This is a genomic window from Acidiphilium multivorum AIU301 (genome assembly GCF_000202835.1).
In the GTDB taxonomy this organism is placed as follows: Bacteria; Pseudomonadota; Alphaproteobacteria; order Acetobacterales; family Acetobacteraceae; genus Acidiphilium; species Acidiphilium multivorum.
In genome coordinates this window covers 2,420,204-2,433,990 of sequence record NC_015186.1, presented here as the reverse complement: position 1 = coordinate 2,433,990, position 13,787 = coordinate 2,420,204, and the positions used below count along the sequence as shown (strand labels likewise).

The 13,787-nt window shown below is 68.0% G+C and carries 12 protein-coding genes; 11 read left to right on the top strand and 1 reads right to left on the bottom strand.

Annotated features, from left to right (window positions below; all coding sequences use genetic code 11):
• Positions 1 to 17: 17 nt before the first annotated feature.
• From ACMV_RS10985 to gltX, 5 genes are all read left to right on the top strand, one after another.
• Positions 18 to 863 (top strand): fumarylacetoacetate hydrolase family protein, encoded by an 846-nt coding sequence (locus ACMV_RS10985; protein ID WP_007424336.1) that lies wholly within the window; start codon positions 18 to 20, stop codon positions 861 to 863.
• A gap of 168 nt (positions 864 to 1,031) precedes the next feature.
• Positions 1,032 to 1,475, top strand: coding sequence for a hypothetical protein (locus tag ACMV_RS10980; RefSeq protein ID WP_007424334.1), 444 nt, complete (start codon positions 1,032 to 1,034; stop codon positions 1,473 to 1,475).
• Positions 1,475 to 2,539, top strand: a complete 1,065-nt coding sequence (locus ACMV_RS10975; RefSeq protein WP_013640467.1) for a quinone-dependent dihydroorotate dehydrogenase — start codon at positions 1,475 to 1,477, stop codon at positions 2,537 to 2,539. The genes ACMV_RS10980 and ACMV_RS10975 overlap by 1 nt, the downstream gene beginning before the upstream one ends.
• Positions 2,536 to 3,378, top strand: a complete 843-nt coding sequence (locus ACMV_RS10970) for a TIGR01459 family HAD-type hydrolase (RefSeq protein ID WP_007424159.1) — start codon at positions 2,536 to 2,538, stop codon at positions 3,376 to 3,378. Before ACMV_RS10975 ends, ACMV_RS10970 begins: the two co-directional genes overlap by 4 nt.
• 39 nt (positions 3,379 to 3,417) lie before the next feature.
• Positions 3,418 to 4,818 (top strand): glutamate--tRNA ligase, encoded by a 1,401-nt coding sequence (gene gltX, locus ACMV_RS10965; RefSeq protein ID WP_013640466.1) that lies wholly within the window; start codon positions 3,418 to 3,420, stop codon positions 4,816 to 4,818.
• Between the two features lie 82 nt (positions 4,819 to 4,900).
• On the opposite strand, the gene ACMV_RS10960 is transcribed toward gltX, so the two are convergent.
• Complete coding sequence (locus ACMV_RS10960) at positions 4,901 to 5,881, bottom strand: aldo/keto reductase (RefSeq protein WP_007424161.1); 981 nt, start codon at positions 5,879 to 5,881, stop codon at positions 4,901 to 4,903.
• A 194-nt stretch (positions 5,882 to 6,075) separates the two neighbouring features.
• On the opposite strand from ACMV_RS10960, the gene ACMV_RS10955 reads away from it, so the two are divergent.
• The 6 genes from ACMV_RS10955 (at position 6,076) to rpoB (ending at position 13,730) form a co-directional block, all read left to right on the top strand.
• Positions 6,076 to 6,729 carry an OmpW/AlkL family protein gene (locus ACMV_RS10955; protein ID WP_231844393.1) on the top strand — a complete coding sequence of 218 codons (654 nt, stop codon included), beginning with the start codon at positions 6,076 to 6,078 and terminating at the stop codon, positions 6,727 to 6,729.
• Positions 6,730 to 6,938: 209 nt separating this feature from the next.
• On the top strand, positions 6,939 to 7,373 hold the full coding sequence (gene rplK / locus ACMV_RS10950; protein WP_013640464.1) for a 50S ribosomal protein L11: 435 nt from the start codon (positions 6,939 to 6,941) through the stop codon (positions 7,371 to 7,373).
• 2 nt (positions 7,374 to 7,375) lie between these two features.
• On the top strand, positions 7,376 to 8,068 hold the full coding sequence (rplA, locus tag ACMV_RS10945) for a 50S ribosomal protein L1 (RefSeq protein WP_007424164.1): 693 nt from the start codon (positions 7,376 to 7,378) through the stop codon (positions 8,066 to 8,068).
• Between the two features lie 257 nt (positions 8,069 to 8,325).
• On the top strand, positions 8,326 to 8,850 hold the full coding sequence (gene rplJ / locus ACMV_RS10940) for a 50S ribosomal protein L10 (RefSeq protein ID WP_012039724.1): 525 nt from the start codon (positions 8,326 to 8,328) through the stop codon (positions 8,848 to 8,850).
• A 72-nt stretch (positions 8,851 to 8,922) separates the two neighbouring features.
• Positions 8,923 to 9,306 (top strand): 50S ribosomal protein L7/L12, encoded by a 384-nt coding sequence (gene rplL, locus ACMV_RS10935; protein ID WP_012039723.1) that lies wholly within the window; start codon positions 8,923 to 8,925, stop codon positions 9,304 to 9,306.
• Positions 9,307 to 9,527: 221 nt separating this feature from the next.
• Positions 9,528 to 13,730 (top strand): DNA-directed RNA polymerase subunit beta, encoded by a 4,203-nt coding sequence (gene rpoB, locus ACMV_RS10930; RefSeq protein ID WP_012039722.1) that lies wholly within the window; start codon positions 9,528 to 9,530, stop codon positions 13,728 to 13,730.
• Positions 13,731 to 13,787: the final 57 nt, after the last annotated feature.

Sequence of the window (13,787 nt, the reverse complement as noted above, 5' to 3'; positions counted from 1 at the left end):
AATGGGAGTTTAAATATATGAAACTGTTCAGGCATGGCGCCAGCGGCGCCGAACGTCCGGGAATTGTCGATGCCTCCGGCGCGCTGCGCGACCTCTCCGGCGTCATTGCCGAAATCGACGCCACCGTTCTCTCCGATGCCGGGCTTGCGCGCCTCGCCGCGCTCGACGCCGCGACGCTGCCGCTGGTGCCCGCCGGCACGCGGATCGGCGCGCCGGTTCCCCGGCCGGTCAATTTCATCTGCATCGGCCTCAACTATGCCGACCATGCGGCCGAATCCGGGCTCAAGGTGCCGGAGGAGCCGATCATCTTCCTCAAGGCCGGCAGCGCGTATTCGGGCCCGAACGACGATATCGTGATCCCGCCCGGCTCGAAGGAGACGGACTGGGAGGTCGAACTCGGCGTGATCATCGGCACCGGCGGCTCCCATATCGCCGAGGACGCGGCGCTCGATCACGTCGCCGGCTACTGCGTGGTCAACGATGTCAGCGAACGCGAATACCAGATCCGCCGCGGCGGCACGTGGGACAAGGGCAAGGGCTGCCCGAGCTTCGGCCCGACCGGCCCCTTCCTCGTCACCCGCGACGAGGTGCCCGATCCGCAGGCTCTCGATCTCTGGTGCGAGGTCGACGGCAAGCGGATGCAGAACGGCAACACGCGGACGATGATCTTCGGCGTGAAGACGCTGGTCTCCTATGTCAGCCGCTTCATCCGGCTCGAACCCGGTGACATCATCGCCACCGGCACACCGCCCGGCGTCGGCATGGGCATCAAGCCTGAGCCGGTCTTCCTGCGGCCCGGCCAGACCGTGCGCCTCGGCATCGCCGGGCTTGGCGAGCAGACGCAGAAGACGACCGGCGGCTGATTCGCGCCCGGCATGACCGGAAAGGCCGGATTGCCCGGTGCCGCGCGCGGGCTGTATTGCACCCCGGCGGCACCGGGCCCGGCCATCCGGACGCCGTGCCGCGCGATCTGGATTTTCGTTAATTCTCCTGCCATTGCCGCCGGGGCCAAGCTTCAGTAAAGGCCGATCATGCGCCGCTCGACCCTCACCCTTGTTCTCCTCCCCGCGATTCTCGCCGGCTGTGCCGTGCCCGGCCGAAGAACGCCCGGACCCTATGCCGGGGCGCCGTCGCTGGTCGACGTTGCGGCCCTCACCAGCTTCAACGGCCGCCTGCCGCTGGTCACCATCCCCGAATCCACGGAAATCTGGTCGCCATCGGTGAAATACGCGGTGGATGCCGCGTTGAAGATCAATCCCAAGGCGCGCTTCCGCGTCTATGTCACCGGCCCGACGGCGGGCGGTCCCGCCGCCGCCGAAATGGCGATGGCGCGCCTCGCGCCGCGCGCGGCCCAGGTCGCGGATGCCATCGTCGCCGACGGTGTCGCGCCCGATCACGTCTCGCTCGGCGCCTCGGCGCCGCTGCACGCGGTACCGCCGCCCGCAACACCCGAGATCGTGGTCTTCGCGAAGTAATGCCCGTCGCTGATCTGGCGACGGCCGCGCTGCGCCTTCTCGAACCGGAGACGGCGCACAACGCCGCCATTGCGGCGCTGCGCCTCGGCCTCGCCGGAAGGCAGCGTGTTCCCGCCGATCCGCGCCTCGCCATGCCGGCCTTCGGACGGACCATCGCCCTGCCGATCGGCCTCGCCGCCGGGTTCGACAAGAACGCCGCCGCCCTCGCCGGCCTGTCCCGCCTCGGCTTCGGCTTCGTCGAGGCCGGCACCGTCACCCGCCGGCCGCAGCCGGGCAATCCGAAGCCCCGCCTGTTCCGCCTCGAGGATGACGGCGCGCTGATCAACCGCATGGGCTTCAACAATCTCGGAATCGAGGGTTTCGCCGCCCGCCTTGCCAGGACTGACCGCGCGCTCACGGCGCTCGGCGCCAATCTCGGCATCAACAAGGAGGGCGCCGATCCGCTGGCCGACTACCCCGCCCTGGTCGCCGCGGTCGCCCCGCATGCCGACTACGTCGCGATCAACGTCTCTTCGCCGAACACGCCTGGCCTGCGCGACCTGCAGGCCGCCGACCGTCTGGCCGCGATCCTCGACGCGATCCGCGCCGCCGTGCCCAACGCGCCGCCGCTCTTCGTCAAGCTGGCCCCCGATCTCGACGAGGCGGCGCTGCCCGAGCTGGTCGACATGGCGATCGGCCGCGCGGTGGCCGGGCTGATCGTCAGCAACACCACGCTCGCCCGGCCCGAGAGCCTGCGCGGCGCGGCGCGCGGCGAGGCCGGCGGCCTGTCCGGCGCGCCGCTGTTCAACCGGGCGACGCGCATGCTCGCCCGCGTCCGCCTGCTCGCCGGCGACCGGCTTCTGCTGATCGGCGTCGGCGGCGTGGCGACGCCGGAACAGGCCCTCGCCAAGTTCCGCGCCGGCGCCAGCCTCGTGCAGGTCTATACCGCCTTCGTCTATCAGGGGCCGTCATTGCTGCCCCGCCTCGCCGCCGGCCTGTCCGCCCTGCTCGACCAGTACGGCGCCGCCACCCTCGCCGAGCTCGTCGGCCGCGATGCCGACCGCCTCGCGGAGATCGCTCCATGACCGCCGATACGATGAGCGTCGAAACCCTCGCCCATGATCACGACGGCTTCATCGTCGATCTCTGGGGCGTGGTGCATGACGGCGTGCGCCCCTATCCCGGCGTTCCCGCCTGCCTGCGCCACCTGCGCGAGGCCGGCAAGCGCGTCGTCTTCCTCTCCAACGCGCCCCGCCGCACCGCGCCGGTCGCCGCCGCCCTGGCCGCGATGGACATCGGCCCCGAGCTATACGACGGCATCATGACCAGCGGCGAAGCCGTCCGCGCTGCGCTGGTCTCACGCACCGAGCCCGATTTCGCGGCCCTGGGCGACCGTCTGTTCCATCTCGGCCCGCCGCGCGACCGCAACCTGTTCGATGATCTCGGCCTCGCCGAGGCCGACCGCCCCGGCGCCGCCGATTTCCTGCTCAACACCGGCCCGGACGATCTCGCGCCGCCCGACGATCCCGCCGCCTTCGATCCGTTGCTGCGTGAGGCCCTCGGGGCCGGGTTGCCGATGGTCTGCGCCAACCCGGACCTGGAGGTGATTCGCGACGGGCGCCGCATCATCTGTGCCGGCACGCTCGCCCAGCGCTACGCCGCCTGGGGCGGGCGGGTGATCTGGCGGGGCAAGCCCGATCCCGCCGTCTATCGCCCGACCCTCGACCTGCTCGGCACCGAACCTGGCCGGACCATCGCGTTCGGAGATTCGCTGCGCACCGACATCGCCGGCGCGAAGGCGGCCGGCATCGCCTCGGTGCTCGTGCTGTCCGGCATCCACGTCGCCACGCCGGCCGAGGCGCGGGCGGATTGCGCGGCCGCCGGGCTCGATCCGCGCGCCATCATCGGCGGGTTCCGCTGGTAAGGGTTCATCCCCGCGCCGTTTCGTGATAGCGCCGGGGTCATGACAATCCGCGTCCGTTTCGCGCCGTCGCCCACCGGCATGCTCCATATCGGCGGCGCCCGCACCGCCCTGTTCAACTATCTCTTCGCCCGCCATCACGGCGGCCAGTTCCTGCTCCGCGTCGAGGATACCGATCGCGAGCGCAGCACGCCCGAGGCAACGAAGGTCATCCTCGACGCGCTCGACTGGCTCGACCTGAAGCCCGACGAACCGCCGGTCTACCAGTCGACCCGCTATGCCCGCCATCGCGAGGTGGCCGAGCAGATGCTCGCCGCCGGCCAGGCCTATCGCTGCTACTGCTCCCGCGAGGAGCTTGCCGAGATGCGCGCCGAGGCCGAGCGGAGCAAAAAACCGTTCCGCTATGACGGGCGCTGGCGCGACCGCGATCCGGCCGAAGCGCCGGCCGGCGTCGATCCGGTCATCCGCCTGCGCGCCCCGCGCGAGGGCGAGACCGTGATCCACGATCTCGTCCAGGGCGAGGTGCGGGTGAAGAACGCCGAGCTGGACGACATGATCCTGCTGCGCTCCGACGGCACGCCGACCTATCTGCACGCCGTCGTGGTGGATGACCACGACATGGGCATCACCCATGTCATCCGCGGCGACGACCATCTGACCAACACGTTCCGCCAGGCCCAGATCTACGACGCGATGGGCTGGGCGCGGCCGAATTTCGCCCATATCCCCCTGATCCACGGCGCGGACGGTGCGAAACTCTCGAAGCGTCACGGCGCCGTCTCGGTCCTGCAGTTCCGCGACGAGGGCTATCTGCCCGAGGCGCTCTGCAACTACCTGCTCCGCCTCGGCTGGGGCCATGGCGATGCCGAGATCCTGCCCCGCGAGGAGCAGGTCGCGCTGTTCGACCTCGATGGCGTCGGCCGCGCCGCGAGCCGGATGGACTATGCCAAGCTGCTCCACGTCAACGCCGTCTTCCTCCGCGCCGCCGAGGACGAACGCCTTGCCGCCGATGTCGTCGCCCGGCTCGAACGCGATCACGGCTTTCCGGTGAGCACCGAGGCGGCGGGCCGCATCGCGATGCTGATGCCGGGGCTGAAGGACCGCGCCCGCACCCTGGCCGAACTGGCGGAATCCGCCCTGTTCGTCGTTCGTGAGGCGCCGTTGCCGATGACCGAGAAGGCCGAAGCCCTGCTCACCGAGGCGGCGCGCGACGACCTCGCCGCCCTGCTGCTCGATTTCGACAAGACCGATTTCTCGAAGGCGGCGCTGCACGAGGCGATGAAGGCCTATGCCGAGCGCGAGGAGAAAAAGCTCGGCGCCATTGCCCAGCCGCTCCGCGCGGCGCTGACCGGCAGCACCGTCAGCCCGCCGATCGACGCGGTGATGGAAGCGCTCGGCCCGATCGAGGTCCGCAAGCGGATCTTTGCCGTCCTCGGCGAATAGCGCCGCCGTCGCCGGCCGAAAAAATGGCGGGCGCCGCAAGGCCGCCCGCCATTCGCGTTTCAGCCGGGGAGGGAACGGAACATCAGCGATTGACCGCCTTCAGCCCCGCTTCCGGATAGCGCGTTCCCGCCACCGCATCCGCCGGCATGATCCGCTCGATCGCGGCGAGGTCTTCCGGCGTCAGCGTCACGTCGAGCGCGCCGATATTCTCGTCGAGATAGGCCCGCCGCTTGGTGCCCGGAATCGGCACGATGTCCTCGCCCTGCGCCAGCACCCAGGCCAGCGCGAGTTGCCCGGCGGTGCACTTCTTCTCCGCCGCAAGCGCCTTCACCTTCCCGACCAGTTCGAGATTCTTCGCGAAATTCTCGCCCTGGAAGCGTGGGGCGTGGCGCCGCCAGTCATCGGCGGCGAGATCCTCGGGCCTTGCGATCGCCCCGGTCAGGAAGCCGCGGCCGAGCGGCGAATAGGGCACGAAGCCGATTCCGAGTTCGCGCACGGTGGCGAGAATCTCGCCCTCCGGCTCGCGCGACCAGAGCGAATACTCGGTCTGCAGCGCGGTGATCGGATGGACCTTGTGCGCCCGGCGGATCGTGGCCGGCGCCGCCTCGGACAGGCCGAGATGCCGCACCTTGCCGGCCTTCACGAGGTCCGCCATCGCGCCCACCGTCTCCTCGATCGGCACGTTCGGATCGACGCGATGCTGATAGTAGAGATCGATCGTGTCGATCCCGAGCCGCTTCAGCGAGGCGTCGCAGGCGCGGCGCACATAGTCAGGCCGCCCGTTGATGCCGACCCGCTGCCGGTCCTCGGTGAATTCATTGCCGAACTTGGTCGCGAGCACGATCCTGCTCCGGTTCGCCTTCACGAAATCCGACAGCAGGCGCTCATTGTCGCCAAAGCCGTACATGTCGGCGGAATCGAAGAAGGTGATGCCGCGTTCCAGCGCGCGCTCCAACGTCGCGCGCGCTTCCGCCTCGTCGCGTCCGCCATAGAAATCCGACATGCCCATGCAGCCGAGGCCCAGGGCGGAAACCGTGAGTGATCCGAGTTTCCTTGTCTTCATGCGTCTCTCCGTCAGTTGATCCGCCGCCCATATGGGGCGTTCCGCCCCGTCATGCAGCCCCGTGCCGGCCAATGGCGCAACTTGTCCTTGATCCCGATCAAGGCTCGGCTTGTTGCGGTGCAGCAACATGGTGCCATGCCCGGCGCGCCGTGCGCCGGCACTTCGAGAAGGATCCGACCATCATGAAGGCTTGCATGACGGCTGCCGGCGTCGCTGCGTTGCTCCTCGCCTCGGCGCTGCCGGCCGCCGCACAGGTGACTGGCCCGACCGGCTTTCACGCCGGCGACATCCTCGTCCGCCTGCGGGCGGATGGCGTCCTGCCGCGCAATTCATCGAGCGACGTATCGGTCATCGGCGGTCATGTGAAGGCGTCGGACACCGCGATTCCCGAGATCGACCTCTCCTATTTCTTCACGCCCCACATCGCGGTGGAGGCGATCGCCGGCACCTCGCGCCACAATGTCGAGGTCACCGGCTCGGCGCTCGGCACGGTGAAGGTGGGCAGCGTCTGGGTGCTGCCGCCCACCGTCACCCTGCAATACCATTTCGGCGGCATGGGGGATTTCGTCCCCTATGTCGGTGCCGGCCTGTCGGTCCTGTTCTATTACGGCCAGAGCACCGCCTCCGACCTCAAGTCCCTCGGGCTCGACTCGGTAACCTACCGCACGGGCATCGGCCCGGCGATCGAGGCCGGGTTCGACTGGCACGTGCAGGGACGCTGGTATGCGAACTTCGTGGTCAAGCAGATCTTCGCCGGCACGCGGGCGAGCGTCGGCCATGGCACGATCGTCGCGCATGCCGCGATCAACCCGACGATCGTCGGCGCCGGCATCGGCTACCGGTTCTGAACCGCACCGCACGGGCCGGCGCCCGCTGGCGTTGACGCCGGCCCGAGGCGCGCTTCCCGACTCGACAGACGCGCCGCCGCCCTGTATAGCGCGCCTCTCAATCGGAACGCGGGAGGCTCGGCCACGGGTGGCTGGGCCGTTGGAACCGCGGTCCATTGGCGTGTTCCGGGCTCGCCCGGCGGCACGCCTTCGGATCAGGAGTGCGCCTCATGGCGAAGAAAGTCGTCGGCTATATCAAGCTGCAGATTCCTGCGGGCAAGGCGAATCCGTCGCCGCCCGTCGGCCCCGCGCTCGGCCAGCGCGGCCTCAACATCATGCAGTTCTGCAAGGATTTCAACGCGGCCACGCAGGGGATGGAAGTGGGCATGCCGGTGCCGGTGGTGATCACCGCCTATGCCGACCGCACCTTCAGCTTCATCACCAAGACGCCGCCGAACACCTATTTCCTCAAGAAGGCCGCGGGCATCCAGAAGGGTTCGACCGCGACCGGCAAGGGCGCCGCCGTCGGCAAGGTGACGATGAGCCAGCTGCGCGAGATCGCCCAGACCAAGATGGTGCACATGAACGCGAACGACGTCGACGGCGCGGTGCGCATGCTGGTCGGTTCGGCCCGCTCGATGGGCCTTTCGGTGGTGGAGGGCTGATCATGGCAAAGAACAAGCGGCTCGCGAAGGCCCAGTCCGCCGTCGATCGCGCGAAGCTCTACCCGGTGGTGGAGGCGATGGCGCTGGTGAAATCCAATGCCACCGCGAAGTTCGACGAAACCGTCGAGCTCTCGCTCAATCTCGGCATCGATCCGCGTCACGCCGACCAGATGGTCCGTGGCCTGATCTCCCTGCCGAACGGCACCGGCAAGACGCTGCGCGTCGGCGTGTTCGCCCGCGGCCCGAAGGCCGAAGAGGCGAAGGCCGCCGGTGCCGACGTGGTGGGCGCGGAAGACCTCGCCGAACTGGTGCAGAACGGCACGATCGAATTCGACCGCTGCATCGCGACGCCGGACATGATGGCCCTGGTCGGCCGGCTCGGCAAGATCCTCGGCCCGCGCGGCCTGATGCCGAACCCCAAGCTCGGCACCGTGACGATGGACGTGAAGGGCGCGATCACCGCGGCCAAGTCCGGCCAGGTCGAGTTCCGCGCCGAGAAGGCGGGCATCATCCATGCCGGTATCGGCAAGGCGAGCTTCGAGGCCGAAAAGCTGATCGAGAACGCCAAGGCTCTGGTCGATGCGATCCAGAAGGCCAAGCCGACGGGTGCGAAGGGCACCTATCTGCAGAAGGCCGCCCTGTCGTCGACGATGGGGCCCGGCGTGCGGGTGGATGTCAGCAGCCTGACAGCCTGACGAGATGCGCCGGGGCCTCGGCCCCGGCCATGACGGGATCGGCCGGTTCACGCCGGCGGTTCCGGACCTGTCCAAGACGGTATGTGGCGCAAGCCTTGAAGGGAGTTCTCCCGCACACCGGAGACGGGGATCGGAGCGTTTCGTTCCGATGGTTCCGATCTGAGGACAGGCGAACGGCGGCCGGGATGGTCCCGGCCGCTTGGGCAACCCGGCGGGATGCGGTCCAAACGCACCCCGCCTGACGAGTGGAGATCGACGTGGATCGCGCACAGAAGCGTGAATTCGTGGACCAACTCGCCGCGGTGTTCGCCGAGACGTCGATGGTCGTGGTCAGCCGTAATGACGGTCTGACCGTGGCCGATGTCACGGCGCTGCGCGTGAAGATGCGGGAAGCGGGCGCGCAGTACAAGGTGGCGAAGAACCGTCTGGCTCACCTCGCTCTGGAAGGGACCCGATTCGACGGACTGAAGCCGATGCTGAAGGGGCCGACCGCGCTTGCGTGGTCGCAGGACCCGGTGGCGGTGGCGAAGGTGGCCGTCGAGTTCGCCAAGACCAACGAGAAGTTCGTGCTGGTCGGCGGCGCGCTGGGGACGCAGATGCTCGATGCATCCGGCGTCAAGGCGCTCGCCGAACTGCCGTCGCTCGATCAGCTCCGCGCCAAGCTCCTGGGTCTCATCCAGGCGCCGGCGACGAAGGTGGCGGGTGTGCTGCAGGCGCCGGCCGGCCAGCTCGCGCGGGTCTTTGCGGCCTATGCCAGGGCGGATGAGGCCGACGCGGCCTGATACGACATGAGGCGGGCCGGCACTCCCGGCTTGCATGGAACCAACTGAACGACTATTCTAAGGAATTGAACAATGGCTGATCTGGCAAATCTGGTTGAACAGCTTTCGAGCCTGACGGTTCTCGAAGCGGCGGAGCTTTCCAAGCTGCTCGAGGAGAAGTGGGGCGTTTCGGCTGCGGCTCCGGTCGCGGTCGCGGCGGCTGCACCCGCCGGCGGTGGCGCTGCCGCCGCGCCGGTCGAGGAGAAGACCGAATTCAACGTGATCCTCAAGTCCTCTGGCGACAAGAAGATCAACGTGATCAAGGAAATCCGCACGATCACCGGTCTCGGCCTGAAGGAGGCCAAGGATCTGGTCGAGGGCGCGCCGAAGACCGTGAAGGAAGGCGTGAACAAGGACGAGGCCGAGAAGATCAAGAAGGTTCTGGAAGAGCAGGGCGCATCTGTCGGCATCGAGTGATGTTACCCCGCGCCGCACGGCCTTCGGGCCGGCGGCGCGACAGGACTGAAACTGGCGGGGCGCCCCCTGGCGCTCCGCCCGTTTGCCGTTGCGTGCCTCGGGTGAGGGCGGAGCGGCGGTTGATGACTGGCGGGGTTTCCCGCCGCTGACGCGGCGACGCCCGGGCTGATGGTAGCCCCGGGCCGCGGCGCGGTCACTGGAATATAGATCGGGGTCTGAGCATGAATGCGATTTCGGGTGGCCTGAACAAAGTTTCCTTCACCAATCGCAAGCGCATCCGCAAGAGCTTCGGGCGTATCCCTGAAACCACGCCGATGCCCAATCTGATCGACGTGCAGCGCGCAAGCTACGATGCGTTCCTGCAGATGCACGTCTCGCCCGACTCCCGCACCAATTCCGGCCTGCAGGAAGTCTTCAAGTCGGTTTTCCCGATCGACGACTTCGCCGGCCGCGGCCGTCTCGAATTCGTCTATTACGAGCTCGAGGAGCCGAAATACGACGTCGAGGAATGCATCCAGCGCGGCATGACCTACGCGGCCCCGCTGAAGGTGGTGCTGCGCCTGATCGTCTGGGACGTCGATGAAGACACCGGCGCCCGCTCGATCCGCGACATCAAGGAACAGCCCGTCTACATGGGCGACATGCCGCTGATGACCGACAACGGCACCTTCGTCGTGAACGGCACCGAGCGCGTCATCGTCAGCCAGATGCACCGCAGCCCCGGCGTGTTCTTCGACCACGACAAGGGCAAGACCCACAGCTCCGGCAAGTATCTCTTCGCCGCCCGCGTCATTCCCTATCGCGGCTCCTGGCTCGATTTCGAGTTCGACGCCAAGGACCTCATCTATGTCCGCATCGACCGCAAGCGGAAGCTGCCGGTCACCACGCTGCTCTATGCGCTGGAAGGCCGCGCCACCGAGGCGCTGCGCGCCGCCCGCGAGGCGAAGGGCGAGTCGCTGGAGATCGGCGAGATCCGCGGCATGGATGCCGAGGAAATCCTTACCTATTTCTACGGCAAGGTGCCCTTCACCCGCACCCGGACCAGGGACGGCGAAACCGCCTGGGCGCGCCCCTTCGAGCCGGAGACGTTCCGCGGCGCCAAGCTGGTCGAGGACCTGGTCGACGCCGAGACCGGCGAGGTCGTTGCCAAGGCCGATGACAAGCTGACCGCGCGCGTCGCCCGCCAGATCGCCGTGAAGACCCGCACGGTCCTGGTCAGCCGCGCCGACCTGATCGGCCGCTACGTCGCCGAGGATCTGTTCGACCCCAACACCGGCGAGATCTTCGCCGATGCCGGCGAGGAGATCTCCGAGGCCAAGCTCAAGACCTTCGAGGATGCCGGGCTCGACGAGATCCCGACCCTCGCGATCGACCAGGCCAAGGGGCCCTGGATCCGCAACACCCTCGCCGCCGACAAGAATGCCAGCCGCGAGGACGCGCTGATCGACATTTACCGCGTCATCCGCCCCGGCGAGCCGCCGACCTCGGAGACCGCCGAGGCGCTGTTCCGCGGCCTGTTCTTCGATGCCGAGCGCTACGACCTTTCGGCCGTCGGCCGGGTGAAGATGAACATGCGCCTCGGCCTTGAATGCGAGGACACGGTGCGCGTGCTGCGCAAGGAAGACATCCTGCGCACCATCCAGATCATGTGCGAGCTGAAGGACGGCCGCGGCCAGGTCGACGACATCGACAATCTGGGCAACCGCCGCGTCCGCTCGGTCGGCGAGCTGATGGAGAACCAGTACCGCATCGGCCTGCTGCGCATGGAGCGCGCCATCCGCGAGCGCATGGGCTCGGTCGATATCGACGGGGTGATGCCGCACGACCTGATCAACGCGAAGCCGGCGGCCGCCGCGGTCCGCGAGTTCTTCGGCTCGTCGCAGCTCTCCCAGTTCATGGACCAGACCAACCCGCTCTCGGAAGTGACGCACAAGCGCCGCCTCTCGGCCCTCGGTCCGGGCGGCCTCACCCGCGAGCGCGCCGGCTTCGAGGTGCGCGACGTGCACCCGACGCATTATGGCCGCATCTGCCCGATCGAGACGCCGGAAGGCCCGAATATCGGCCTGATCAACTCGCTCGCCACTTTCGCCAAGGTGAACAAGTACGGCTTCATCGAGACGCCCTACCGCCTCGTGAAGGACGGCAAGGTGCTCGACGAATACAAGTATCTCTCGGCGATGGAGGAAGAGCGCCTCACCGTCGCCCAGGCCGATGCGCCGAAGCTCGCCGACGGCACGCTGACCGAAGACCTCGTCTCGGTCCGCCGCAACGGCGATTTCCGCCTGGTCAAACCCGACGAGGTCACGGCGATCGACGTCTCGCCGCGCCAGCTCGTCTCGGTCGCCGCGGCGCTGATCCCGTTCCTCGAGAACGACGACGCCAACCGCGCGCTGATGGGCTCGAACATGCAGCGCCAGGCGGTGCCGCTGATCAAGTCCGATGCCCCGCTGGTCGGCACCGGCATGGAAGCGCCGGTCGCGCGCGACTCGGGGGCGACCATCGTCGCCCGCCGCGCCGGCGTGATCGACCAGATCGACGGCGCCCGCATCGTCGTCCGCGCCACGGGCGAGGACGGCACGACCCAGGGCGTCGACATCTACCGCCTGCGCAAGTTCATGCGCTCCAACCAGTCCACCTGCATCAACCAGCGCCCGCTGGTCCGCGTGGGTGACCGTGTCGGCGCCGGCGACATCATCGCCGATGGCCCGTCGACCGAGCTCGGCGAACTCGCGCTCGGCCGCAACGTGCTCTGCGCCTTCATGCCCTGGAACGGCTACAACTTCGAGGACTCCATCCTGATTTCCGAGCGGGTCGCGCGCGAGGACATGTTCACCTCGATCCATATCGAGGAATTCGAGGTCATGGCCCGCGACACCAAGCTCGGCCAGGAGGAGATCACGCGCGACATCCCGAATGTCGGCGAGGAGGCGCTCCGCAATCTCGACGAGGCGGGCATCGTCTATATCGGCGCCGAGGTGAACCCCGGCGACATCCTGGTCGGCAAGGTCACGCCGAAGGGCGAGAGCCCGATGACGCCGGAGGAAAAGCTGCTCCGCGCGATCTTCGGCGAAAAGGCGTCGGATGTGCGCGACACCTCGCTGAAGCTGCCGCCGGGCGTGAACGGCACGGTGGTCGACGTGCGGGTGTTCAACCGCCGCGGCGTCGACAAGGACGAGCGCGCCCTGGCGATCGAGCGCGCCGAGATCGAGCGCCTCGCCAAGGACCGGGACGACGAGCGGGCCATTCAGGAGCGCGCCTTCCTGAACCGCCTGCGCGAGAAGCTGCTCGGCCAGGTCGCCGGCTCCGGCTACAAGGGTGTGCGCTCGGGCACCGAGATCACCACCGAGCTGCTCGCCGAGATCCCGCGCGGCGCCTGGCGCAACCTGACCGTCCAGGACGATCGGGTGATGGCCGAGATCGAGACGCTGAAGCGCGAGTTCGACGCTTCGGTCCACAAGCTGCAGCAGCGTTTCGAGAGCAAGGTCGAGAAGCTGCAGCGCGGCGACGAGATGCCGCCCGGCGTGATGAAGATGGTCAAGGTCTTCATCGCGGTGAAGCGCAAGCTGCAACCGGGCGACAAGATGGCCGGCCGCCATGGCAACAAGGGTGTCGTCTCCAAGGTCGTGCCGATCGAGGACATGCCGTTCCTTGAAGACGGCACGCCGGTCGATGTCGTGCTCAACCCGCTGGGCGTGCCCTCGCGCATGAATGTCGGGCAGATCCTCGAAACCCATCTCGGCTGGGCCTGCGCCAATCTCGGCCGGCAGATCGGCGAGGCGGTCGAGGCCTATCAGCGTGACGTCGCCGAGCGCGAGCGCCTGCACGCGATGCTGAAGAGCGTGTATGGCGAGGAGATCTACAACGAGCAGATCGCCTCGATGTCGGATGCCGAGCTGCGCGAGCTGTGCGGCAACATCCGCAAGGGCGTGCCGATCGCGACCCCGGTGTTCGACGGTGCCCGCATCACCGACATCGAGGACATGCTGGCCAAGGCCGGCCTCGACGTCTCCGGGCAGATGACCGTCTGCGACGGCCGCACCGGCGAGCAGTTCGAGCGCAAGGTGACGGTGGGCTACATGTACATGCTCAAGCTCGGCCACATGGTGGACGACAAGATCCATGCCCGCTCGATCGGCCCCTACAGCCTGGTCACCCAGCAGCCGCTGGGCGGCAAGGCGCAGTTCGGCGGCCAGCGCTTCGGCGAGATGGAGGTCTGGGCGCTCGAGGCCTATGGCGCGGCCTACACGCTGCAGGAAATGCTCACCGTCAAGTCGGACGACGTCTCCGGCCGCACCAAGGTCTACGAGGCGATCGTGCGCGAGCAGGACAATTTCGAGGCCGGCGTGCCCGAGAGCTTCAACGTTCTCACCAAGGAACTGAAGTCGCTCGGCCTGAACGTCGATCTCAACCTGTCCGTGGACTGACCAGGACCGTTCGGATTTGTCATGGCGCGGGGCGGCGACCCCGTCCCGCGCTGATGA

Excerpts from the sequence above, each read along its gene's own strand:
- ACMV_RS10985 (WP_007424336.1), top strand. The coding sequence starts at position 18 with ATGAAACTGTTCAGGCATGGCGCCAGCGGCGCCGAACGTCCGGGAATT.
- ACMV_RS10970 (WP_007424159.1), top strand. The coding sequence starts at position 2,536 with ATGACCGCCGATACGATGAGCGTCGAAACCCTCGCCCATGATCACGAC.
- ACMV_RS10975 (WP_013640467.1), top strand. The coding sequence starts at position 1,475 with ATGCCCGTCGCTGATCTGGCGACGGCCGCGCTGCGCCTTCTCGAACCG.
- gltX (WP_013640466.1), top strand. The coding sequence starts at position 3,418 with ATGACAATCCGCGTCCGTTTCGCGCCGTCGCCCACCGGCATGCTCCAT.
- ACMV_RS10960 (WP_007424161.1), bottom strand. The coding sequence starts at position 5,881 with ATGAAGACAAGGAAACTCGGATCACTCACGGTTTCCGCCCTGGGCCTC.
- rplK (WP_013640464.1), top strand. The coding sequence starts at position 6,939 with ATGGCGAAGAAAGTCGTCGGCTATATCAAGCTGCAGATTCCTGCGGGC.
- ACMV_RS10980 (WP_007424334.1), top strand. The coding sequence starts at position 1,032 with ATGCGCCGCTCGACCCTCACCCTTGTTCTCCTCCCCGCGATTCTCGCC.
- rpoB (WP_012039722.1), top strand. The coding sequence starts at position 9,528 with ATGAATGCGATTTCGGGTGGCCTGAACAAAGTTTCCTTCACCAATCGC.
- rplL (WP_012039723.1), top strand. The coding sequence starts at position 8,923 with ATGGCTGATCTGGCAAATCTGGTTGAACAGCTTTCGAGCCTGACGGTT.
- rplA (WP_007424164.1), top strand. The coding sequence starts at position 7,376 with ATGGCAAAGAACAAGCGGCTCGCGAAGGCCCAGTCCGCCGTCGATCGC.
- ACMV_RS10955 (WP_231844393.1), top strand. The coding sequence starts at position 6,076 with ATGACGGCTGCCGGCGTCGCTGCGTTGCTCCTCGCCTCGGCGCTGCCG.